Raw genomic sequence first — 22225 nt, forward strand, 5'->3', positions numbered from 1 at the left:
GCGACCACGGGAGCCCCCTCTTGGCCATGACGCCCAAATCCACGACGACCAAGCACATCTTCGTCACCGGGGGTGTGGCCTCCTCGCTCGGCAAGGGGTTGACGGCCTCCAGCCTCGGCATGCTGCTCAAGGCGCGGGGACTGCGCGTCGTGATGCAGAAGCTCGACCCGTACCTGAACGTCGACCCGGGCACGATGAACCCCTTCCAGCACGGTGAGGTGTTCGTCACCAACGACGGCGCCGAGACCGACCTGGACATCGGCCACTACGAGCGCTTCCTCGACCGTGACCTCGACGGCTCCGCCAACGTCACGACCGGCCAGGTCTACAACACGGTGATCGCCAAGGAGCGGCGCGGCGAGTACCTCGGCGACACCGTCCAGGTCATCCCGCACATCACCAACGAGATCAAGCACCGCATCCGCCGCATGGCGACGGACGAGGTCGACGTCGTGATCACCGAGGTCGGCGGCACCGTCGGCGACATCGAGTCGCTGCCGTTCCTCGAGACGGTCCGCCAGGTCCGGCACGAGGTCGGCCGGGACAACGTGTTCGTGGTGCACATCTCGCTCCTGCCGTACATCGGCCCCTCGGGCGAGCTGAAGACGAAGCCGACCCAGCACTCCGTCGCGGCGCTTCGCAACATCGGCATCCAGCCGGACGCGATCGTGCTGCGCTGCGACCGCGAGGTGCCGACCGCGATCAAGCGCAAGATCTCGCTGATGTGCGACGTCGACGAGGACGCCGTGGTGGCCTGCCCCGACGCCCGCTCGATCTACGACATCCCGAAGACCGTGCACCGCGAGGGGCTGGACGCCTATGTCGTCCGCAAGCTGGACCTGCCGTTCCGCGACGTGGACTGGACGACGTGGGACGACCTGCTCGACCGCGTCCACAACCCCGACCACGAGATCACCCTCGCGCTGGTCGGCAAGTACATCGACCTGCCCGACGCCTATCTCTCGGTCACCGAGGCGCTCCGCGCCGGCGGCTTCGCCAACAAGGCCCGCGTGAAGATCAAGTGGGTCACCTCGGACGACTGCAAGACCCCGGCGGGCGCCAAGGCCCAGCTCGACGACGTCGACGGGATCTGCATCCCGGGCGGCTTCGGCGACCGCGGCGTGCTCGGCAAGGTCGGCGCGATCCGCTACGCCCGGGAGAACAGGATCCCGCTGCTGGGCCTGTGCCTGGGCCTGCAGTGCATCGTGATCGAGGCCGCGCGCAACCTCGCCGGCATCGGCGACGCCAACTCCACCGAGTTCGACCCGGCCACCGCGCACCCGGTCATCTCCACGATGGCCGAGCAGCTCGACATCGTGGCCGGAGAGGGCGACATGGGCGGCACGATGCGCCTGGGCATGTACCCGGCGAAGCTGGCCGAGGGCTCCATCGTCCGTGAGGTGTACGACGGCAAGGAGTACGTCGAGGAGCGGCACCGGCACCGCTACGAGGTGAACAACGCCTACCGCGCCGAGCTCGAGAAGAAGGCGGGCATCCTGTTCTCGGGCACCTCGCCGGACGGCAAGCTCGTCGAGTACGTCGAGTACCCGCGCGACGTCCACCCCTACCTGGTGGCCACGCAGGCCCACCCCGAGCTGCGGTCGCGGCCCACGCGTCCGCACCCGCTGTTCGCCGGCCTGGTGAAGGCGGCGGTCGAGCGGAAGGTCGCCGGGGGACAGATCGCGAAGTGACACACCGGTTGTACGGTGGCCGGGGTGCAAACCTTCAAGGGGTGCACCCCGGTTTTCTTTTGCGCAGGTGGCACGGTGGAAGGACGCATGGCATGACGATCAAGGACACTCCCCAGGCGTGGGAGATCCGGGCCACCCAGACCCCCTTCGTGGGCAACAAGACGTCGGTGCGCACCGACGAGGTGGTCATGCCCGACGGATCGGTGGTCCGGCGGGACTACCAGGTCCACCCCGGCTCCGTGGCGGTGCTGGCCATCGACGACGAGGACCGCGTGCTGCTGATCAAGCAGTACCGTCATCCCGTGCGGCACAAGCTGTGGGAGATCCCGGCCGGCCTGCTCGACGTGCCCGGCGAGAACCCGCTGCACGCGGCCCGGCGCGAGCTGTACGAGGAGGCGCACGTCAAGGCCGAGGACTGGAGGGTTCTCACCGACGTGTACACGACGCCGGGCGGCTGTGACGAGTCCGTGCGGGTCTTCCTGGCCCGGGGACTGTCGGAGGCGGACGGGCAGCGCTTCGCGGTGGAGGACGAGGAAGCCGACATGGAGCACGCGCGCGTGCCGGTCGCCGACCTGGTCCGGGCGGTCCTGGCGGGCGACGTGCACAACAACTGTCTCGTGGTCGGCGTGCTGTCGCTGGCGGCCGCCCGCGCCGGGGAAGGCGTCGACGCGCTGCGTCCGGCGGAGGCCCCCTGGCCGGCCCGTCCGTTCGAGGCCTGAAACCGCCGGCAGCCCGTCGCCCGTCGCAGGCCTGAATCCGCCCGTCACCGGTCCCCGCGCACAGGCCTGACGCCCGTCACCGGTCCCCGCGCACAGGCCTGAATCCGCCCCCGTCCCGCGTCACCCCCTCACAGGCCGGGACTCACCCGCCACCCGCACGGCGCCTCCCGTTGCGCGCACCTGCCGCCGACCGCGCCGACCGCGCTCCGCGGCCCCTCCGCACAGCTCGCGGTGTGACGATCGGCTGATCCGATCGGGGGAGTCCCGGCCGCGCGCCGCCCTGCTCCTCCCGGCACGTCGCAGAGCGTGAACTAGGCTCTGGAATCACCCGATCCGGAGTCCCGGCGGGTTGCGCGTGCGGTGGGACGGGAGTGTGGCCCGTGACGGATCAGGCAGTGGACACAGGCGGCGTGCAGCTGTCCGGACACGCTGCGACAGAGGGCCATTTCCTGGGCCGCACCCGGGAGTTGAAGGAACTGCGCGCCGACATCGAGCGTGCGGGGCTCGACACCATCTCCGGCCGGAAGGCTCCTCGCGCACGCGTGCTCCTGATCGCCGGCCGGCCCGGATCCGGGCGGACCGCGCTCGCCGAGGAGCTCGTCCGTCAGGTCGCCGGCCGCTACCCGGACGGCGTGCTGCGCGCCCGGCTCGCCGAACCCGACGGCACGCCCGTGCCGGTCGAGCGCGCGGCCCGTGATCTGCTCGCCGCGCTGGACGTGCCGGCCCCCGCCGGCGCCGACGAGGACGAGCTGGCGGCCCTCCTGCGCGAGGCCCTCGCACAGCGGCGGGCGCTGCTCCTGCTCGACGACGCGGCCGGGGCCGAACAGGTCGACGCGCTGCTTCCCGACGCCCCGCAGTGCCTGCTCGTCGCAGTCTCCTCCGGGCCCCTCACCGGCATCGCGGACGTCCGCCCCTGCACCCTGGGCGGCCTGGACACCAAGTCCGCCCTCGAACTGCTGACCCGGTACACCGGTTCCGTCCGCATCACCGTCGACCCGCGCTCCGCCGAGGGGCTCGTGGAGGCATGTCAGGGCGAGCCCGCCGCCCTGACGCTGGCCGGCGGCTGGCTCGCCGCCCGCCCCCAGGCCGCCGTCGCCGACCTCGGCAGGCAGCTGAACGCGGAGAGCGACGAGGGCTCACCGCTCAGCCGGGTGTTCGGGCTGGTGCACGCCGCGCTGCCCGCCTCCGCCGCCCGGGTCCTGCGACTGCTGTGCCTCGCCCCGGCCGGCCTCGCCGACCCGCACACCGCCTCCGCGCTGGCAGGCTGCTCGGTGGACGCCGCCCGCACCGCCCTGGACGACCTCACCGCCCTCGGGCTGCTGCGGGTCGTGGACTCCCCGCTGCCCCAGTACGAGATCCCCGGCTGTCTCCACCCCCTGTTGCGCGCCGCCGCCGAGGCCCACGACCGCCCGGCCGACCTCCAGCTGGCCCGCGCCCGGATGCTGGAGCGCACGGTGCGGCTGCTGCAGTCCTGCCGGGCCATCACCGAGACCGACAGCCCCCAGGCCCGCGAGAAGCTCCAGGGCATGCCCCGGGGACTGCGCTTCCCCACCCCGCGCGCGGCCGCCGACTGGCTGAGCGTGCGCCGGCCCGCCCTGCTGGCCTCGGCCCGCCTCGCGGTCGCGGACGGGGAGCTGGACACGCTGGCCCGCCGGCTGATGTCCCAGCTGGTGCGGGCGATGGTCGCGCACGTCGGCACCCGGGCGGCCGCCCCCGACCTGTACGGCGTGCACCAGCTCGTCCTGGACGTGGCCGAGCGCCGGGGACTGCCCCGGGAGAAGGCGGCGGCCCTGCTGAACCTGGCCGACGTCGACGCCAGGACGGGACGCACGGCGGAGGCCCTGGTGCGCTACCGGGCCGCACTGGACGCCGGACGCGAGGCGAACGACCCGTACGCGATCGGCCGCGCGATGGAATCCGTAGGCGGCGCGCACCTGGAGCTCGGGGACTACGAGCGGGCGGCCGACTGGTTCGGCCGGGCCCTCGCCCAGCGCCTGGCCCGCGACGAGCGCGCGGACGCCGCGCGGCTGTACGGCCGCATCGCCACCGCGCACACCTACGCGGGGCGCTACGGCGAGGCCCAGCGGGCCTGGCGGGCCGCCGCCGCGGGGCACCGCAAGAACGGCGATGTGGCCGCGCACGCACGGGCGTTGAGCGAGCTGGCCCGCGTCCAGGAGTACGCGGGCCGCCCCGAGGACTCGCTGCGCACCTGCCAGGAGGCGGTGGAGTGGGCGACCCGTGCCGAGGACACCCGGCTGCAGGCCGCGGTGCAGCTGCGGCTGGCCGACACCCTGGAGCGCTTGGGCGACCCGGCGGCGGCCCGCCTGCACCGGAGAGCGGCCGAGCGCATCCTGGAAGAGGAGCCCGCGGACGGCGATACGGGGCCCGCACAGCCGGAACACGCCGCTAACACCTGCGAAATCCGTAGTACATCCGCTGAAGGTTGATGCAATGAAAGGCTAGACAGCGGGAACACCTTCATTAGACTGGCTCTGCCGCACGTTCTCCTGCGGTGCGTCCCGGTGTGCCCTGTACTTCGGGAATGTCTTCGCTGTACCCCCACACCCTCTGAGCCAAGGACCGTGATCGACGTGAAGGTCGGCATCCCCCGCGAGGTCAAGAACAACGAGTTCCGGGTGGCCATCACCCCCGCCGGTGTGCACGAGCTCGTGCGCCACGGCCACCAGGTCGTCGTCGAGCGAGCCGCCGGCGTCGGCTCGTCCATCACGGACGAGGAGTACGTGGCCGCCGGCGCGCAGATTCTGGAGACCGCCGACGAGGTGTGGGCCACGGCCGACCTTCTGCTGAAGGTCAAGGAGCCCATCGCCGAGGAGTACCACCGCCTCCGCAAGGACCAGACGCTCTTCACCTACCTGCACCTGGCCGCGTCCAAGGAGTGCACGGACGCCCTGGTCGAGTCCGGCACCACCGCCATCGCCTACGAGACCGTCGAGCTGCCCAGCCGGGCGCTGCCGCTGCTCGCCCCGATGTCCGAGGTCGCGGGCCGGCTGGCCCCCCAGGTCGGCGCCTACCACCTGATGCGCGCCAACGGCGGCCGCGGTGTGCTTCCGGGCGGGGTCCCGGGCGTGCTGGCCGCCAAGGCGGTCGTCATCGGCGGAGGCGTCTCCGGCTGGAACGCGGCGCAGATCGCGATCGGCATGGGCTTCCACGTGACGCTGCTCGACAAGGACATCAACAAGCTCAAGGAAGCCGACAAGATCTTCGGCACGAAGATCCAGACGGTCGTCTCCAACGCCTTCGAGCTGGAGAAGGCCTGCCTGGAGGCTGACCTCGTCATCGGCGCCGTCCTCATCCCGGGCGCCAAGGCCCCGAAGCTGGTGACCAACGAGCTGGTGTCCCGGATGAAGCCCGGAAGTGTCCTTGTCGACATCGCGATCGACCAGGGCGGCTGCTTCGAGGACTCCCGTCCGACCACGCACGCCGAACCGACCTTCCCGGTCCACAACTCGGTGTTCTACTGCGTCGCCAACATGCCCGGCGCGGTCCCCAACACCTCCACCTACGCGCTCACCAACGCCACGCTGCCCTACATCGTCGAACTGGCCGACAAGGGCTGGGTGGAGGCGCTGCGCCGCGACCCGGCGCTGGCCAAGGGCCTCAACACCCATGACGGCAAGGTCGTTTACCGCGAGGTCGCCGAGGCGCACGGCCTGGAGCACGTGGAGCTCGACTCCCTGCTCGGCTGAGCGGGGCGGCTCCCGGGGTCACCGGGAGGCCAAGTCGCCCTTCCGTAAAGGCGATACGTCAACAAGGCGCGTCAACCGCGTCCACCCGGCCGGACCTTGCCGACAAGGTCCGGCCGGATGTGTGTATGGTCACTTTGCGGCTCTCGGTCAACTCGCCTCGAACGTAACTCTTCGACCGATTCGCGCACCGGTGGGACCTGCCGTGCGACGGCCGTACGCCCTTGACAGAGGGATGTTTCATTGCCGACACATCGGGCCGGGTACGGCGGATTGTGTTGCTGCGGACGCCCGACACGCCATAGAGTCGCCAACCGTCGGCATGGTGCCACGCTGACCTTGTCTAGAAGTTTCCTGGTCACCAAGGAGGTAAGACGACTTGTGAATGAGTCGACATTTGCTCCCGGGGGTGGTCAACCAGGAATGCCTACGCGGGACCCGGATTCCGCGGGGCTCGAGGCTGTCGGCTCCGTCGCTGTCCGAACCTTCGCAGCCCACCAGAGCCAGCGCAGCCCCCGTATGGCTCTGTCAGCACACCAGAGCATGGATGGCCATCACGTGAACGCCATGGCCGGCGACGGAAGTGGCGCGCCCCACAACCACTTCGCCGACTACGACGAACTGCCCGACGGGCACTTCTACGATCCCGATGCCGAGTACGAGCCGGACCCGGAATACGCGGCCACGCTCGCGCCCGACGCGGCCCGACAGCGCCGTGAGCGCGTCGGTCCGACCGGACGCCCGCTGCCGTACTTCCCGATCCCGGGCCCGCTGACCGAGCACGGCCCCGCGAAGATCATCGCGATGTGCAACCAGAAGGGCGGCGTGGGCAAGACGACGTCGACCATCAACCTGGGTGCCGCGCTCGCGGAGTACGGCCGGCGGGTACTGCTCGTGGACTTCGACCCGCAGGGCGCGCTGTCGGTCGGTCTCGGCGTCAACCCGATGGAGCTCGACCTCACCGTCTACAACCTGCTCATGGAGCGGGGCATGGCGGCGGACGAGGTGCTCCTCAAGACGGCGGTCCCCAACATGGACCTGCTGCCCAGCAACATCGACCTGTCGGCCGCCGAGGTCCAGCTGGTCTCCGAGGTCGCGCGCGAGTCCACGCTCCAGCGTGCGCTCAAGCCGCTGATGGACGACTACGACTACATCGTCATCGACTGTCAGCCCTCGCTCGGCCTGCTCACCGTCAACGCCCTCACGGCCGCCCACAAGGTGATAGTGCCGCTCGAGTGCGAGTTCTTCGCGCTGCGCGGTGTCGCGCTGCTGACCGAGACGATCGAGAAGGTCCAGGAGCGGCTCAACCCGGAGCTGGAGCTCGACGGGATCCTGGCGACCATGTACGACTCGCGCACCGTGCACAGCCGTGAGGTGCTCGCGCGGGTCGTCGAGGCCTTCGACGACCACGTCTACCACACGGTCATCGGGCGCACGGTCCGCTTCCCGGAGACCACGGTCGCCGGTGAGCCGATCACCACGTACGCCTCCAACTCCGTCGGCGCCGCCGCCTACCGTCAGCTCGCCAGGGAGGTGCTCGCCCGGTGTCACGCCGAGTGAGTCTGCCGGGGGCCGACGAACTCTTCCGTACGACAGGGGGAACGGCGCTTCAGCCGTCCGCGCCCCGGCGTCCCGCAGGCGGCGAGGCCCGGGTGCCGGCGCCGGCCGGCGAGAGCGACGGGGCGGCGGCCGCCGGCGCGGAGCACGCGCCGCAGGCCGTGCCCGCGCAGGGCGGCGACGGCGGGGGCGCCGAGCACGCGGCGGCCGACGCCGGGGAGTCCCGCACCAGGGGCGGCCCGGGGGAGCGTCAGGGTGCGCAGGAAGGTTCTGCCACGGGCGCTCCGGACGACGGCCAGTCGCGCAAGCGCGGGCGGGCGGCGGCTCGCCGGCCCAGCGGGCGCGAGCGTCACGACGAGAAGATCACCGTTTATGTCTCCGCCGAGGAGCTCATGGACCTGGAGCACGCCCGTCTGGTGCTCCGCGGCGAGCACGGACTGGCCGTGGACCGGGGGCGCATCGTCCGCGAGGCGGTCGCCGTGGTCCTCGCCGACCTGGAGAGCCGCGGGGACGCCAGCATCCTCGTCCGACGACTTCGCGGGCGGTAGCGGTAGCCTGCGAGGGCGATGACCTCGAACGACGCCTCCCCACCTGTCTCCGGCGGCTCAGCCGGTCGCAGGCGTGCGCTGGGGCGCGGACCGGGATCGGGGCCGTCGCGCGGACCGACGCCCGAGGCGCCCGCACCGGCGCCCCCGGGCGGGCCGGGGCCGAAGGCCCGTGAGCCGGCCGCGGCGGGGCCCAAAGCCCCGGGCGGGGATGCCCGGGATGCCGGGGCAGCGGATCGGGGCGCCACGGGACCGGAAGCGGCGGGCACGGATGCGGTGGCGTCGGGGGCCGTCGGAGCGGCCGCGGACACGGTCGCCGGCGGGGAAGCCGCGAAGGCGGCTGTCCCGGAGTCCGGTCCCGTGCCGCAGGACGCGCCCGACGGAGTCTTCAAGGTCAGGCTCGCGAACTTCGAGGGGCCCTTCGACCTGCTCCTCCAGCTGATCTCCAAGCACAAGCTGGACGTCACCGAGGTCGCGCTGTCGAAGGTCACCGACGAGTTCATGGCCCACATCCGGGCCATGGGCCCCGACTGGGACCTCGACCAGACGACCGAGTTCCTCGTCGTGGCCGCCACGCTCCTCGATCTGAAGGCGGCCCGGCTGCTGCCCGCCGCCGAGGTCGAGGACGAGGCCGACCTCGCGCTGCTCGAGGCCCGCGACCTGCTCTTCGCCCGCCTGCTCCAGTACCGGGCCTACAAGCAGATCGCCGACATCCTCGCGCACCGGCTGGAGAGCGAGGGCCGCCGCTACCCCCGTACCGTCGGCCTCGAACCGCACCACGCCGCGCTGCTGCCCGAGGTGGTCATCAGCATCGGCGCGGAAGGGTTCGCGAAGCTCGCGGTCAAGGCGATGCAGCCCAGGGCCAAGCCGCAGGTGTACGTCGACCACATCCACGCACCGCTGGTGAGCGTGCAGGAGCAGGCCGGGATCGTCGTCGCCCGGCTGCGGGAGCTCGGCGAGGCCAGCTTCCGGTCGCTGGTCGAGGACACCGACGACACCCTCACCGTGGTGGCCCGTTTCCTCGCGCTGCTGGAGCTCTACCGCGAGAAGGCCGTCGCCCTGGACCAGGAGACCGCGCTGGGCGAGCTGCTGGTGCGCTGGACCGGCGGGGACGGGAACGCGCAGCCGACGGTCACCGACGAGTTCGACCGGCCGCCGGAGGAGCCCGGGAAGGAGACGCGGAAGTGAGCGAGGAGACCGTAGCCGCGCTGGATCTGAAGCCGGCCCTGGAGGCCGTCCTGATGGTCGTCGACGAGCCCGCGACCGAGGAGCATCTCGCGAAGATCCTCCAGCGGCCCCGGCGGCAGGTCGCCGACGCGCTGCGCGAGCTGGCCGACGAGTACACCGTGCAGGGGCGCGGCTTCGAGCTCAGGCTCGTCGCGGGCGGCTGGCGGTTCTACACCCGCCCCGAGTACGCGGCGGCCGTCGAGGGCTTCGTCCTGGACGGCCAGCAGACCCGGCTCACCCAGGCGGCGCTGGAGACCCTCGCGGTCGTCGCCTACCGCCAGCCGGTCAGCCGCAGCAGGGTCTCCGCGGTGCGCGGGGTGAACTGCGACGGTGTGATGCGCACCCTGCTCCAGCGCGGTCTGGTGGAGGAGGCGGGCGCGGAACCCGAAACAGGTGCGATCCTGTACGTGACGACGAACTACTTTCTGGAGCGGATGGGCCTGCGCGGTCTGGACGAGCTCCCGGAGCTCGCGCCCTTCCTTCCGGAGGCGGCGGCGATCGAGGCCGAGACCCAGGAGGGCGTGCCGTCGTTCGATCCGGACGCTCCGGATTCCGAGGACGCAGACGACAAGACGGAACTTTGATGCGAAGCAGCAGCGGCAGGAACAGCAGCGGAAACAACGGCGGGAGCCGTGGTGGCAACAGCGGCGGCCGCGGCGGGAGCAGCGGCGGCCGCGGTAACCACCGCGGCGCCGGGAACGCCCGCGACGACAAGCAGGGCGGGCGGCCGAAGAACCCCCGCCCCGAGGAGCGGCGCTACGACGTCGGCCCCGGCGGCACCCACGAGGGTCCGAAGTCCGGTCGGGGCGCGTCCGCGCGCGGCGGCGCCAAGGGCGGCCCCAAGCAGGGTCAGGGCACCGGGCGCGGCCGTTCCGTCCCGGCGACCTCCCGGGAGTACGAGGCGAGGGCGGAGGAGCGCAACCGCGAGCGCTACGCGGGCAAGAAGGACGTCAAGCTGCCCAAGACCTTCCCGGGCGCCGAGCAGGAGGGCGAGCGGCTGCAGAAGATCCTCGCGCGCGCGGGCTACGGCTCCCGGCGGGCCTGCGAGGAGCTGATCGAGCAGGCGCGCGTCGAGGTCAACGGCGAGATCGTCCTGGAGCAGGGCAAGCGGGTCGACCCGGAGAAGGACGAGGTCAAGGTCGACGGCCTGACCGTCGCGACACAGTCGTACCAGTTCTTCTCGCTGAACAAGCCGGCCGGCGTCGTCTCCACGATGGAGGACAACGAGGGCCGTCAGTGTCTCGGCGACTACGTCACCAACCGTGAGACGCGGCTGTTCCACGTGGGCCGGCTCGACACCGAGACCGAGGGCGTCATCCTGCTCACCAACCACGGCGAGCTCGCCCACCGGCTGACCCACCCCAAGTACGGCGTGAAGAAGGTCTACCTCGCGCACATCGTCGGCCCGATCCCGCGCGACCTGGGCAAGAAGCTCAAGGACGGCATCCAGCTGGAGGACGGCTACGCGAAGGCGGACCACTTCCGCGTCGTCGAGCAGACCGGCAAGAACTACCTGGTCGAGGTGACCCTGCACGAGGGCCGCAAGCACATCGTGCGCCGGATGCTGGCCGAGGCCGGCTTCCCGGTCGACAAGCTGGTGCGCGTCGCCTTCGGGCCGATCACCCTGGGCGACCAGAAGTCGGGCTGGCTGCGCCGGCTGTCCAACACCGAGGTCGGCATGCTGATGAAGGAAGTCGACCTCTAGGAACTCCTGAGGCTCCACTTCTGAGCCTCCCAGGGCTTGTGCGCGCGGCCACCCCCTTTTTATAGTCGTGATGACTATAAAAAGGGGGTGGCTGTCATGCGGGGCCACGACCGGCACGCCTATGACAAGTACGCCTACGAGCCCTTCGCCGTCACCGTCGACCTCGCCGTCCTCACGCTCCGCGCGGGCGCCCTGCACGTCCTGCTCGTCGAGCGCGGCCAGGAGCCCTATGCCGGCCGCTGGGCGCTGCCCGGCGGCTTCGTGCTGCCGGACGAGTCCGCGGAGACCGCCGCCCGGCGCGAACTGGCCGAGGAGACCGGCCTGAAGGACGTCTCCGGACTCCACCTGGAGCAGCTGCGCACCTACAGCGAGCCCGGCCGCGACCCCCGGATGCGGGTCGTCTCCGTCGCCTTCGCCGCCCTGCTGCCCCACGCCCCCGAGCCCACCGGCGGCGGCGACGCCCTCCAGGCGCGCTGGCAGCCGTACGAGGACGTCGGGCCGCTCGCCTTCGACCATGACCGGATCCTGGCCGACGCCCACGACCGGATCGGCGCCGACCTCGAGCGCACCTGCCTCGCGACCGCCTTCTGCCCGCCCGAGTTCACCCTCGGCGAGCTCCAGCAGGTCTACGAGACCGTGTGGGGGACCGGCCTCGACCGGCCCAACTTCCGCCGCAAGGTGCTCGCCACCCCCGGCTTCGTCGAGCCCGTGCCCGGTGGCGCGCGCCTGACCGGCGGCCGGGGCAAGCCCGCCGCCCTCTACCGCGCGGGCCCCGCCACCGCACTCCACCCGCCCCTGCTGCGACCGCCCCGGGAAGGACGATCCGCATGACCACCACGACCACCGTCAGAAAGCGCGCCACCGGGTCCCTGCTGGGCCTCGCGCTCGGGGACGCGCTCGGGTTCCCCACCGAGTTCAACGACGTCCCCTCGATCCTCGCCAAGTGCGGGCCCTGGCGGGAGATGGACCTGCCCGAGCGCGCCTTCGTCTCCGACGACACCCAGATGACCCTCGCGCTGGGGCGCGCCCTGCGGACCGCCATGGACCGCGGGCTCCTCGTGCCGACGTCGCTGCTGCGGCCGCTGCGGGAGGAGTTCGTGGACTGGTACCGGTCGCCGGACAACAACCGGGCGCCGGGCCGCACCTGCATGACCGCCTGCGACCTCCTCGAGGACGAGCGGCGCCTGTGGCAGGACGCCGCCCAGATCGGCTCCAAGGGCTGCGGCGCCAATATGCGCGTCGCGCCGATCGGTCTCGTCCCCGGCCTCAGCGACGAGCAGCGGGCCGGGGCGGCCCAGCTCCAGTCCGCCCTCACCCACGGACACCCCACCGCGCTCGCCGCCTCCGACCTCACCGCCCACGCCGTACGCCTCCTCGTCCAGGGGGCCGACCCGGCCGCCCTGGTCGGGCTGCTGCGCTCGTACGCCCTCGACAACCGCTCCCGCTACCACGAGCGCTGGCTCGGCGATCTGTGGACCCGCAGCCAGGACCCCAGTGCGGAGCACTTCATCGCGCGCGGCTGGGACGAGTGCCTGGCCGTGCTGGGACGTCTCCAGGAGACGCTGCGCCACCCGTCGCCCGAGACGGACCCCTGTCTCGCGGCCGGGCAGGGGTGGATCGCCGAGGAGGCCCTGGCCGCCGGCCTGCTGTGCTTCCTGCTCTTCCCCGACGAGCCGCTGACCGTGCTGCGCCGGGCCGCCTGCTCGTCCGGGGACTCCGACTCCATCGCCTGTCTGGCGGGCGCGTTCGCGGGCGCGTACGCCGGAGCCGACGCCTGGCCGTCGGAATGGGCGGACCGGATCGAGTACCAGGGCGAACTGGTGACGCTCGGGGCCCTGTGGGACCAGTGAGCCGGTGACCCGGCGGGCGCTCAGGCCAGGCTGATCGAGCCGCGCTCGACCGTGATCTTCTCGGCGGGGAGCGGCCTGGGCGCCGGGCCGCCGGCCACCGAGCCGTCCGTGATGCGGAACTCGCTCCCGTGACAGGGGCAGTGGATGATGCCGTCGGCGACACTGCCGACCGTGCAGCCCAGGTGCGTGCAGATCGCGGAGAACGCCTTGAAGTCGCCCTTCGCCGGCTGGGTGACGACAACCTTCCGGTCGGCGAAGATCCTGCCGCCGCCGACGGGGATGTCGGCCGTCTTCGCCAGCTCCTGGCCGGCGCCGGCGTTCGAGGACCTGTCGGACGAGGACGAGCCGCTGTCGCCGTACTTGCCGCAGGCCGCGGTGAGCGCCGCTGCCGCGCCGCCCGTCGCCAAAAGAACCGTGCGTCGTGTCGTGCGTCGTGCCGGGGGGAGGGTCATGTCGTCACTCCGAACGTGCGGAAGAACCAGAGGGCGTCAGGCGAGCCGGACCACCGTCAGAACGGCGAAGAGGGTCCGCCTACGCGAGGCAGCAGCCGTCCCGGGCGTCGCTCCCGGCCGGGCAGCAGCATCTTGGCACTGAACGCACCCGAGAAGAAGCAAGCCCCGGGAGCGAGCCCCGGAAGAAGCAAGCCCCGGGAGAAGCAGGCAAGGACGGGGGTGCCCCATCACTCGTGTTCCGTACGTCTGCCACCCAAGCGCGTGCGGGCGGTGCACCGCAACCGGGGCCGCCATCGGAAAGGCGGCCCGGCCCGGCCGGCGGTGCGGCGCGGCGGACCACGCGGGGGCGGGCAGCTTCCCGTACCGCATCAGCGCCGAGACGAGCCGGACCGGGCGAAGAGCATCGCGGCCGACGCCGGCCCCGGCGCGGGCCGCACCCGTCGTGAAGGACGTCCGGGGGCGCCGCCGTCTCGGCACGCGGGCGGCGCGCACCGGACCGGCGCGGGCTGACTAGGCTGGATGCGGCAAGTGCCGTAGCCGAGCACCTGCGTCAGCACACTTCAGCGAGGAGCAGCGCCGTGGCGGTACGAGCGGTCCGGGGAGCCGTCCAACTCGAGCGGGACGAGGCCGGCCACATGGACGAGCAGGTGGGCGCTCTGCTCACCGCCGTCCTGGAGCGCAACTCGCTCAGCGCCGACGACCTGATCAGCATCTGGTTCACGGCCACGCCCGACCTGCACAGCGACTTCCCGGCGGCCGCGGCCCGCAAGCTCGGCATCGTCGACGTGCCCCTGATCTGCGCCCAGGAGCTGGACATCGCGGGCGCCATGCCGCGGGTCGTGCGCATCCTCGCCCATGTGGAGTCCGACCGCCCGCGCGCCGACATCAGCCATGTCTACCTCGGCGCCGCGGCCGCCCTGCGCAAGGACATCGCCCAGTGAGGAGCGCGCTGGTCATCGGAACCGGGCTGATCGGCACCTCCGCCGCCCTGGCCCTGGCCCAGCGGGGCGTCGCCGTGCACCTCGCCGACCACGACCGCGAGCAGGCCCGCACGGCGGCCGCGCTGGGCGCAGGCTCCGACGAGGAGCCCGAGGGCCCGGTCGACCTCGCGATCGTGGCCGCCCCGCCCGCCCATGTCGCCGCCGTGCTCGCGGACGCGATGCGCCGGGGGGTGGCCCGCGGGTACCTCGACGTGGCCAGCGTCAAGGGCGGCCCTCGGCGGGAGCTGGAGGCGCTCGGCCTCGACCTGTCGGCGTACATCGGCACGCACCCCATGTCGGGCCGCGAGAAGTCGGGGCCGCTGGCGGCGACCGGCGACCTCTTCGAGGGCCGCCCCTGGGTGCTGACGCCGACCCGGGACACCGACACCGAGGTGCTGAACCTCGCACTGGAACTGGTCTCGCACTGCCGTGCCGTCCCGGTGGTGATGGACGCCGACGCCCACGACCGCGCCGTGGCGCTCGTCTCCCACATGCCCCACCTGGTCTCCAGCATGGTCGCGGCGCGTCTGGAGCACGCCGACGAGGCCGCCGTGCGGTTGTGCGGACAGGGCATCCGGGACGTCACCCGGATCGCCGCCTCCGACCCCCGGATGTGGATCGACATCCTCTCCGCGAACCCCGGACCGGTCGCCGACCTGCTCACCGACGTCGCCGCCGACCTGGAGGAGACCGTCCAGGCCCTGCGCGCCCTGCAGTCCTCCGACGATGCGAAGCGGCGCGAGGGCGCCGGCGGCGTCGAGGACGTCCTGCGCCGCGGCAACGCGGGCCAGGTCCGCGTCCCCGGCAAGCACGGAGCGGCTCCGCGCGTCTACGAGGTCGTCGCGGTGCTGATCGACGACCAGCCGGGGCAGCTGGCCCGCATCTTCGCCGACGCCGGGCAGGCGGGCGTCAACGTCGAGGACGTCCGCATCGAGCATGCGACGGGGCAGCAGGCGGGCCTGGTGCAGCTGATGGTCGAGCCGAAGTCGGCGCCGGTCCTCTCGGCGGCGTTGCGGGAACGGGGCTGGGCGATCCGTCAGTAGGCGCGAGACGCCGCGGGCCGCCGCCTCGGGGCCCGTTCCGGCCGTGGGGAAACCCGAAGCGGGAGGCGCCGGAGGGCCTCTGCCGGGGCCTGCGGGGGGCCGAGGCCGGCCGGGCGTCCCCCGTGCGGCCGGACGAGTGACGAGCGGCCGGTAACCTGGTACGGGGCACAGTCGCGCCCCGTACCTCCACCGCCTCGCACCAGGAAGGTGTCCCTCCGTGGAAAACGGCGCCGCCCAGCCCGTGATCGTCGCCATCGACGGTCCGTCCGGCACCGGCAAGTCGAGCACGTCCAAGGCCGTGGCCGGCCGCCTCGGCCTGAGCTACCTGGACACCGGCGCCCAGTACCGGGCGATCACCTGGTGGATGGTGAACAACGGGATCGACATCGAGGACCCCTCCGCGATCGCGGCCGTCACCGACAAGCCCGAGATCGTCTCCGGCACCGACCCGGCCCACCCGACCATCACGGTCGACGGCGTCGACGTGGCCGGACCGATCCGCACCCAGGAGGTCACCTCCAAGGTCAGCGCGGTGAGCGCGGTGCCCGAGGTGCGGGCCCGGATCACCGAGCTGCAGCGCTCGCTGGCCGCTGCCGCGGACCAGGGCATCGTCGTCGAGGGGCGGGACATCGGCACGACCGTGCTGCCCGACGCCGACCTGAAGATCTTCCTCACGGCCTCCCCTGAGGCCCGCGCCGCCCGCCGCAGCGGCGAGCTGAAGGGCGCGGACGTGAACAGCACCCGTGAGGCCCTGATCAAGCGCGACGCCGCGGACTCCTCCCGCAAGACCTCCCCGCTCGCCAAGGCGGACGACGCCGTCGAGGTGGACACCACCGCCCTGACGCTGACCCAGGTCATCGAGTGCGTCGTCACCCTCGTCGAGGAGAAGCGGGCCGCGCGGTGACCTCGACGACGACCGTGCCCTCGGAGCGGGGTGCCGAGGTCGGGCGGCGCATCGGCGTCGGCCTGATGTACGGGCTGTTCAGGCCGCGCGTGCTCGGCGCCTGGAAGGTGCCGGTGAGCGGCCCGCTGATCTTCGCGATCAACCACGCGCACAACATCGACGGCCCGATGGTGATGGGCGTGGCGCCCCGGCCGACGCACTTCCTGATCAAGAAGGAAGCGTTCATCGGCCCGCTGGACCCCTTCCTGACCGGCATCGGCCAGCTCAAGGTCGACCGGGACACCACCGACCGCACGGCCATCACCCGCGCGCTGGGTGTGCTGGACAACGGCGGCGTCCTCGGCATCTTCCCGGAGGGCACCCGGGGCGACGGCGACTTCGCCGCCCTGCGCGCCGGGCTCGCCTACTTCGCCGTGCGCGGCGGGGCGCCGATCGTGCCCGTCGCCGTGCTGGGAAGCACGGAGCGCCGAGGACGGTTGATAAAGGCACTGCCCCCGCTGCGCTCCCGCGTCGACGTCGTCTTCGGAGACGCGTTCGAGGCGGGCGACGGCAGCGGACGGCGCACCCGCAAGGCCCTGGACGAGGCCACCGAACGCATTCAGAAGCAGCTCGCCGCGCACCTGGAAAACGCCAGGCGCCTGACGGGACGCTGAGCGACACTGAACAACCGAGTAGTGGATCAACCCGGACAGAACGGGTGCTCCACCGATCACCACGAATGAACGACGAGGTACGGACTTCATGAACGACCACATCCAGCCCGACGGCTCGGACTCCTTCGAGCACGACCACGGGGCGCTCGGTGACGCCGAGTACGCGGAGTTCATGGAGCTCGCCGCGGTCGAGGGCTTCGACGTCGAGGACGTCGAGGGCGCCATCGAGGAGGCCGGCCACGGGCCGCTTCCCGTGCTCGCCGTCGTCGGCCGCCCCAACGTCGGCAAGTCGACTCTGGTGAACCGGATCATCGGCCGCCGCGAGGCCGTCGTCGAGGACAAGCCGGGCGTGACCCGCGACCGTGTGACCTACGAGGCCGAATGGTCCGGCCGCCGCTTCAAGCTCGTCGACACCGGCGGCTGGGAGCAGGACGTCCTCGGCATCGACGCCTCCGTGGCCGCGCAGGCCGAGTACGCGATCGAGGCCGCCGACGCCGTCGTCTTCGTCGTCGACGCCAAGGTCGGCGCGACCGACACCGACGAGGCGGTCGTCCGGCTGCTGCGCAAGGCGGGCAAGCCCGTCGTGCTGGCCGCCAACAAGGTCGACGGCCCGAGCGCGGAGGCCGACGCGGCCTACCTGTGGTCCCTCGGCCTCGGCGAGCCGCACCCGATCTCCGCCCTGCACGGCCGGGGGACCGGCGACATGCTGGACGCCGTCCTGGAGGCCCTGCCGGAGGCGCCCGCGCAGACCTTCGGCGCCGCGGTCGGCGGCCCGCGCCGCATCGCGCTCATCGGCCGCCCGAACGTCGGCAAGTCCTCGCTGCTGAACAAGGTGGCGAACGAGGAGCGCGTCGTCGTCAACGAGATCGCGGGCACCACCCGTGACCCGGTCGACGAGCTGATCGAACTCGGCGGCGTCACCTGGAAGTTCGTCGACACGGCGGGCATCCGCAAGCGCGTCCACCTCCAGCAGGGCGCCGACTACTACGCCTCGCTGCGCACCGCCGCGGCCGTGGAGAAGGCCGAGGTGGCGGTCATCCTGATCGACGCCTCCGAGTCGATCTCGGTACAGGACCAGCGCATCGTGACGATGGCCGTGGACGCCGGGCGCGCGCTGGTCATCGCCTACAACAAGTGGGACACCCTCGACGAGGAGCGCCGCTACTACCTGGAGCGGGAGATCGAGACCGAGTTCGCGCAGGTGGCGTGGGCGCCGCGGGTGAACGTCTCGGCGCGCACCGGGCGGCACATGGAGAAGCTGGTCCCGGCGATCGAGGCCGCCCTGGCAGGCTGGGAGACCCGCGTTCCGACGGGCCGCCTGAACGCCTTCCTCGGCGAGCTGGTCGCGGCCCACCCGCACCCCGTCCGGGGCGGCAAGCAGCCGCGCATCCTCTTCGGCACCCAGGCCGGCACCAAGCCCCCGCGGTTCGTGTTCTTCGCGTCCGGCTTCATCGAGGCGGGTTACCGGCGCTTCATCGAGCGCCGGCTGCGCGAGGAGTTCGGCTTCGAGGGCACGCCGATCCACATCTCGGTCCGGGTGCGCGAGAAGCGCGGCGGCAACAAGAAGAAGTGACGACACGGCTGGAGGGCGGCGCCCGGTGCGGGCGCCGCCCTCCAGCCGTGTGCGGAGCCGCTCAGCGGGTCCTTCGGGGAGCAGGCGGAAGGGCCGCCGGGACGTGGTGCATCGTGGTGGGCCCGGGCTGCTGCTGACCGATCGGTCCGACCCGCTGCCACTGGGACTGCTGCCCGGTCCCGTGCCGCGCGCTCTGCGCCCCCGCGCTGTAGGCGCTGTACGAGCTGCTGAACGACCCCGGGCGCGGCACCGTGTACGAGCCCGTGCGGTACGGGATGTTCCCGAAGGCGGTGAACCCCAGTTCCTCCTCGCCGCTGCGGTCGCCCGGCAGTGAACGGAACGTCTTGACGTACTCCGCGTAGAGCGCGTCGTAGATCGGCGTGGCCGAGGGGCCGCTCTGGGAGTCCCGAGCCGGTCGAGCGGACGGGATCGACTGGTAGGGCGGGCGGCGGGGAACGTCGTAGGTGTGCACGTATGTCCAAACGACGCGGCACGGGAAGGGATGCGGCACCACGGGCCTCCGCCGCGGAGGAGGGCGGTGGCGCCGTGGAGCGCGGCTCCGTGGTGCCGGCCATGGACGACGGCCGCCTGCCCCGCCCCCGGTCGCTGCGCGCACCGGACAACTGCGGCGCCGGGCCATGCCGTGCGGCTCCCGGCCCCGCCGCCGGGGCGGACTCAGGTCCCCGCGAGGGGGAGGGCCGCACCGACCAGGTGCCCGTTCGCGGCGGCCTTGTCCAGCGCGTCCCGCAGGAGGTCCTCCCGGGGCTGGCGTCCGATGGAGCCCACCGGGGCCGCGAACATCAGCACCTGCTGGTGCTTGTTGGCCGCGGCCCGCCATCCCTCCGTCACCTGCAGCGGCTGGTGCGCCTGCCACCAGGCGACGGGCTGACCGCCGTGGGACGACGGCTGCAGCACGGCGTGCAGCTGCCCCATCGCCAGCAGCACGGACCAGCCGTGCTGTACCGGCGGCACCTCGGTCAGTTCGCTCAGCGGCATGAAGCCCTGCTCGATGAGGAGCGGCAGGAAGTCGTCGCCGGCGCCGGTCGTGCCGGGCCGCACGATGGGCGCGGTCGGCTCGACGACCAGGGCGGGGTGCAACTCCCCGGCGATCAGGACGAGTCCGCTCGTGACGCCGAGCACCGCCTGCTCGGGCACGACCTTGCCGGCGTCCAGGTCTACGGTGTCGCCGCTGATGGAGCGCACCGCGCCCTGCAGTTGCGCCTCGGTCACCTGGACGACCTGGGAGGGCAGGCAGGTGGCGTGGGCGAAGGCCAGGACGGCGGTCTCGTCCCCGATGAACAGGACGGTGCTGGTGTGCTCGTTCTCGGAGTCGCCCGGGGTGCGGCAGGACGTGCAGTCGTAACTGCCCGGGGCGTTGTCTCCGGCGAGCAGCCGGTCGGCTTCTTCGTCGCCGATCTCGGCGCGTACCTCGTCGCTGACGTCGAGCATGCGCGGCACGGGTGGCTCCCTCGGATGCGGTGCGTGGGCGAGGCCGGATGCTCCGGCTCGTGGTCCGGGTGGGCCCCGGCTCATGAAGATGACAACGGGCGATCTGTGGCGGGAGTCACGCTGCAGAGCGAACGGAATCGAACCGCCTCGCACGGAGGGTCACCCTGTGTGCGGAATCGAACACTCCACGTCAAGTAACGGGGAGGTCACGACAGTTGAGGCGGTGAGCTGACTCACAGGAGGGGCGGTGGCGAGGTCGACACATCACGAAAAGCAGGGACGAAATGGGTGGCTTGAAACAGCCGCTACCCAAGGTAACTGTTAACTGGCCTGCGTCAATGGCGAGTTGGTTGATAACGGGGCGTCAGGTCCATAGATTGCTCCGCCGTGTGCAACGAGCACCGCTCGGGAACGTCCGCCGGCCGCGCAGAACCAGACAGCGCGCAGCACGACCGCCGACGGACGGGGCGGAGCGCGCCGACCGCGTCCCTGCGCGGCCGCCGCGCTCCGGTCAGGGGGAGCCCGGGTACGTAGAGAGGGATCTACATGTCCGAATGTGCCGATCACCACAACCGCAAGTCGTCGCGCAAGACGGCGGTCCTCGCCGGGGCGGTTCTTCTCGCCCCTCTCGGGCTGCTCTCCGCCACCGGTGACGCGGTGGCGGCCGACAGCGGGGTGTGGGACCGCATCGCCCAGTGCGAGAGCGGCGGCAACTGGCACATCAACACCGGCAACGGGTACTACGGCGGGTTGCAGTTCTCCGCCGGCACCTGGCGCGCGTACGGCGGGGCCGCCTACGCGTCGACCGCCGACAAGGCCAGTAAGGCACAGCAGATCTCCGTGGCCACCAAGGTGCAGAACTCCCAGGGGTGGGGTGCGTGGCCGACCTGCTCGGCGCGCGCGGGAGCGGCCGGCAGCGCGCCGGGGGCCGGCCGGTCCTCCTCCGCCGCGTCCGGCTCGGACGGGTCGGGCTCCTCGAAGTCGGACTCCTCGGCCTCCTCGGACAGCCGGAAGTACAAGAACCGCACGACGTACGAGAACTCCACGAAGTCCGGATCCGGCTCCACGGAGTCGTCCGGGTCCGGGTCGTCGAGGACGCGCTCCTCCGCCGCGCCGGAGCGCTCGACGGGCCAGACCTCGCGCGGCACGTCCCGCGGCGACTACACCGTCCGCCAGGGCGACACCCTGAGCGCCATCGCGGCCCGCAACGGGATGACCTGGCAGCGGGTCTACGCCGGCAACCAGGCCGTCATCGGCGGCGACCCCGACCTGATCGTCCCCGGGCAGCGCCTCACGCTCTGACCGTTCCGGCCCGGCGACACGGCGGCCCCGCCCGGTGAGACGACCGGCCGGGGCCGCCGTGTCCGCACGGGGGGCATGTGGAGGAGCCGTGTATTTCCTATGGGCCGTCAGCTTTCGGCGGTCGGGCGGAAACGAAATCAATCGGTCTCCCGGAACGTGTTCCCGACCTCTTTCCGGCGGTTTATTCGCGGCACTCGGACGGGTGCCGCGAATTGCGTTCGAACATGTGGATAAGGCCTTCGAAACCGCTCGTACGTGTGACGGTCCGCTGTGCACGGATGGCCGTACGGCGGTTGAAACGCGTGTCGGGATCCTGTGACAGAAGTGTGACCGGCTGGTTCCGCATCCCCCGTTCGGTGTTCCCCGGGCGCGTCGGGGCCTAGCGTGGGGACATGGCACCGAACACGACTCCGCCGGCGGAGCCCCAGGACAGTCCGGACGGCTATGTCGGCCTGGAGGCCGGGCAGGCCGAGCGGCTCGCGCGCGAACGGGGGTGGTCGACGGTGCGGTCGCTGGCCCCCGGGACGATCGTCACCATGGAGTACCGCTTCGGGCGGCTGAACCTCGAGGTGCGGGACGGCCGCGTCGCCCGTGCCTGGAAGGGCTGAGACGGCCGCGACGGCCCGCACGGCGCCGGTACGGACGCGTCCGCGCCACGGACGCGACCGGGGCGTGCCGGGGACGCGACCGGGGCGTGCCGGGGACGTGAGCGGGGCCTGGCGGGCCGTGAGCGGGGACGCGGGCGGGCGCGATACAGCCACGTGAGCGGGGTGCGATACAGGTATGGGCACGGTGAAGGCCCCGGTTCCGGAAGGGGGGAACCGGGGCCTTCGGGTGCGGGGCCGGGGTGCGTACCGGGGGCCCGCGGTCG

At 72.2% G+C, this 22225-nt stretch carries 22 protein-coding genes; 18 read left to right on the forward strand and 4 right to left on the reverse strand.

Going from position 1 to position 22225, the window contains the following annotated elements; translation table 11 throughout:
• Window positions 1–26 precede the first annotated feature (26 nt).
• From pyrG to IE239_RS08125, 11 genes are all read left to right on the forward strand, one after another.
• Window positions 27–1691, forward strand: coding sequence for a CTP synthase (gene pyrG / locus IE239_RS08075; RefSeq protein WP_190148583.1), 1665 nt, complete (start codon window positions 27–29; stop codon window positions 1689–1691).
• 92 nt (window positions 1692–1783) lie between these two features.
• The gene (locus IE239_RS08080) at window positions 1784–2410 is read left to right on the forward strand and encodes an NUDIX domain-containing protein (protein WP_190148584.1); all 627 of its coding nucleotides are present in this window, start codon (window positions 1784–1786) and stop codon (window positions 2408–2410) included.
• Window positions 2411–2790: 380 nt separating this feature from the next.
• Entirely contained in the window at window positions 2791–4857 is a 2067-nt protein-coding gene (locus IE239_RS08085; RefSeq protein ID WP_190148585.1) for a tetratricopeptide repeat protein, read from the forward strand.
• Window positions 4858–4992: 135 nt separating this feature from the next.
• Window positions 4993–6117, forward strand: a complete 1125-nt coding sequence (gene ald / locus IE239_RS08090) for an alanine dehydrogenase (RefSeq protein WP_190148586.1) — start codon at window positions 4993–4995, stop codon at window positions 6115–6117.
• A 420-nt stretch (window positions 6118–6537) separates the two neighbouring features.
• A complete protein-coding gene (locus tag IE239_RS08095) occupies window positions 6538–7674 on the forward strand; it encodes a ParA family protein (RefSeq protein ID WP_190148587.1) in 1137 nt (378 codons plus the stop codon).
• Window positions 7659–8219, forward strand: coding sequence for a hypothetical protein (locus IE239_RS08100; RefSeq protein ID WP_190148588.1), 561 nt, complete (start codon window positions 7659–7661; stop codon window positions 8217–8219). The genes IE239_RS08095 and IE239_RS08100 overlap by 16 nt, the downstream gene beginning before the upstream one ends.
• Window positions 8220–8237: 18 nt before the next feature.
• Window positions 8238–9404: a segregation and condensation protein A gene (locus IE239_RS08105; RefSeq protein ID WP_190148589.1), complete on the forward strand. Its 1167-nt coding sequence runs from the start codon at window positions 8238–8240 to the stop codon at window positions 9402–9404.
• 53 nt (window positions 9405–9457) lie between these two features.
• Window positions 9458–10027, forward strand: coding sequence for an SMC-Scp complex subunit ScpB (scpB, locus tag IE239_RS08110; RefSeq protein ID WP_229877961.1), 570 nt, complete (start codon window positions 9458–9460; stop codon window positions 10025–10027).
• A complete protein-coding gene (locus tag IE239_RS08115; protein WP_190148591.1) occupies window positions 10027–11148 on the forward strand; it encodes a pseudouridine synthase in 1122 nt (373 codons plus the stop codon). Before scpB ends, IE239_RS08115 begins: the two co-directional genes overlap by 1 nt.
• 96 nt (window positions 11149–11244) lie before the next feature.
• Window positions 11245–11979, forward strand: a complete 735-nt coding sequence (locus IE239_RS08120; protein WP_190148853.1) for an NUDIX hydrolase — start codon at window positions 11245–11247, stop codon at window positions 11977–11979.
• Complete coding sequence (locus IE239_RS08125; RefSeq protein WP_190148592.1) at window positions 11976–12998, forward strand: ADP-ribosylglycohydrolase family protein; 1023 nt, start codon at window positions 11976–11978, stop codon at window positions 12996–12998. The genes IE239_RS08120 and IE239_RS08125 overlap by 4 nt, the downstream gene beginning before the upstream one ends.
• A gap of 20 nt (window positions 12999–13018) precedes the next feature.
• On the opposite strand, the gene IE239_RS08130 is transcribed toward IE239_RS08125, so the two are convergent.
• Window positions 13019–13450 carry a Rieske (2Fe-2S) protein gene (locus IE239_RS08130; RefSeq protein WP_190148593.1) on the reverse strand — a complete coding sequence of 144 codons (432 nt, stop codon included), beginning with the start codon at window positions 13448–13450 and terminating at the stop codon, window positions 13019–13021.
• A 36-nt stretch (window positions 13451–13486) separates the two neighbouring features.
• Window positions 13487–13819, reverse strand: a complete 333-nt coding sequence (locus tag IE239_RS41910; protein WP_373308071.1) for a DUF6529 family protein — start codon at window positions 13817–13819, stop codon at window positions 13487–13489.
• Window positions 13820–14028: 209 nt separating this feature from the next.
• Here IE239_RS41910 and aroH point away from each other — a divergent pair, with 209 nt between their 5' ends.
• The 5 genes from aroH to der all read left to right on the forward strand — a co-directional run bounded on the left by aroH (window position 14029) and on the right by der (window position 18603).
• Window positions 14029–14391, forward strand: coding sequence for a chorismate mutase (gene aroH, locus IE239_RS08135; RefSeq protein ID WP_190148594.1), 363 nt, complete (start codon window positions 14029–14031; stop codon window positions 14389–14391).
• A complete protein-coding gene (locus tag IE239_RS08140) occupies window positions 14388–15473 on the forward strand; it encodes a prephenate dehydrogenase (protein WP_190148595.1) in 1086 nt (361 codons plus the stop codon). Before aroH ends, IE239_RS08140 begins: the two co-directional genes overlap by 4 nt.
• A gap of 217 nt (window positions 15474–15690) precedes the next feature.
• Complete coding sequence (gene cmk / locus IE239_RS08145) at window positions 15691–16377, forward strand: (d)CMP kinase (protein ID WP_190148596.1); 687 nt, start codon at window positions 15691–15693, stop codon at window positions 16375–16377.
• Window positions 16335–17030 (forward strand): lysophospholipid acyltransferase family protein, encoded by a 696-nt coding sequence (locus IE239_RS08150; protein WP_190148597.1) that lies wholly within the window; start codon window positions 16335–16337, stop codon window positions 17028–17030. The genes cmk and IE239_RS08150 overlap by 43 nt, the downstream gene beginning before the upstream one ends.
• 88 nt (window positions 17031–17118) lie before the next feature.
• Entirely contained in the window at window positions 17119–18603 is a 1485-nt protein-coding gene (der, locus tag IE239_RS08155; protein ID WP_190148598.1) for a ribosome biogenesis GTPase Der, read from the forward strand.
• Between the two features lie 61 nt (window positions 18604–18664).
• On the opposite strand, the gene IE239_RS08160 is transcribed toward der, so the two are convergent.
• Window positions 18665–19075 (reverse strand): hypothetical protein, encoded by a 411-nt coding sequence (locus tag IE239_RS08160; protein ID WP_190148599.1) that lies wholly within the window; start codon window positions 19073–19075, stop codon window positions 18665–18667.
• 203 nt (window positions 19076–19278) lie between these two features.
• Entirely contained in the window at window positions 19279–20061 is a 783-nt protein-coding gene (locus IE239_RS08165) for a DUF8842 C-terminal domain-containing protein (RefSeq protein ID WP_190148600.1), read from the reverse strand.
• Between the two features lie 537 nt (window positions 20062–20598).
• Between IE239_RS08165 and IE239_RS08170 the strand changes: the two genes are divergently transcribed.
• The gene (locus tag IE239_RS08170; protein ID WP_190148601.1) at window positions 20599–21354 is read left to right on the forward strand and encodes a LysM peptidoglycan-binding domain-containing protein; all 756 of its coding nucleotides are present in this window, start codon (window positions 20599–20601) and stop codon (window positions 21352–21354) included.
• A 392-nt stretch (window positions 21355–21746) separates the two neighbouring features.
• Window positions 21747–21962, forward strand: a complete 216-nt coding sequence (locus IE239_RS08175; protein WP_190148602.1) for an I78 family peptidase inhibitor — start codon at window positions 21747–21749, stop codon at window positions 21960–21962.
• The last annotated feature ends 263 nt before the right edge of the window (window positions 21963–22225 follow it).

Source organism: Streptomyces humidus (genome assembly GCF_014649655.1).
GTDB classification, from domain to species: domain Bacteria; phylum Actinomycetota; class Actinomycetes; order Streptomycetales; family Streptomycetaceae; genus Streptomyces; species Streptomyces humidus.

Excerpts from the sequence above, each read along its gene's own strand:
- IE239_RS08175 (WP_190148602.1), top strand. The coding sequence starts at position 21,747 with ATGGCACCGAACACGACTCCGCCGGCGGAGCCCCAGGACAGTCCGGAC.
- IE239_RS08080 (WP_190148584.1), top strand. The coding sequence starts at position 1,784 with ATGACGATCAAGGACACTCCCCAGGCGTGGGAGATCCGGGCCACCCAG.
- IE239_RS08130 (WP_190148593.1), bottom strand. The coding sequence starts at position 13,450 with ATGACCCTCCCCCCGGCACGACGCACGACACGACGCACGGTTCTTTTG.
- IE239_RS41910 (WP_373308071.1), bottom strand. The coding sequence starts at position 13,819 with ATGCGGTACGGGAAGCTGCCCGCCCCCGCGTGGTCCGCCGCGCCGCAC.
- pyrG (WP_190148583.1), top strand. The coding sequence starts at position 27 with ATGACGCCCAAATCCACGACGACCAAGCACATCTTCGTCACCGGGGGT.
- IE239_RS08125 (WP_190148592.1), top strand. The coding sequence starts at position 11,976 with ATGACCACCACGACCACCGTCAGAAAGCGCGCCACCGGGTCCCTGCTG.
- scpB (WP_229877961.1), top strand. The coding sequence starts at position 9,458 with ATGGTCGTCGACGAGCCCGCGACCGAGGAGCATCTCGCGAAGATCCTC.
- IE239_RS08120 (WP_190148853.1), top strand. The coding sequence starts at position 11,245 with ATGCGGGGCCACGACCGGCACGCCTATGACAAGTACGCCTACGAGCCC.
- IE239_RS08095 (WP_190148587.1), top strand. The coding sequence starts at position 6,538 with ATGCCTACGCGGGACCCGGATTCCGCGGGGCTCGAGGCTGTCGGCTCC.
- IE239_RS08105 (WP_190148589.1), top strand. The coding sequence starts at position 8,238 with ATGACCTCGAACGACGCCTCCCCACCTGTCTCCGGCGGCTCAGCCGGT.
- IE239_RS08115 (WP_190148591.1), top strand. The coding sequence starts at position 10,027 with ATGCGAAGCAGCAGCGGCAGGAACAGCAGCGGAAACAACGGCGGGAGC.
- IE239_RS08170 (WP_190148601.1), top strand. The coding sequence starts at position 20,599 with ATGTCCGAATGTGCCGATCACCACAACCGCAAGTCGTCGCGCAAGACG.
- der (WP_190148598.1), top strand. The coding sequence starts at position 17,119 with ATGAACGACCACATCCAGCCCGACGGCTCGGACTCCTTCGAGCACGAC.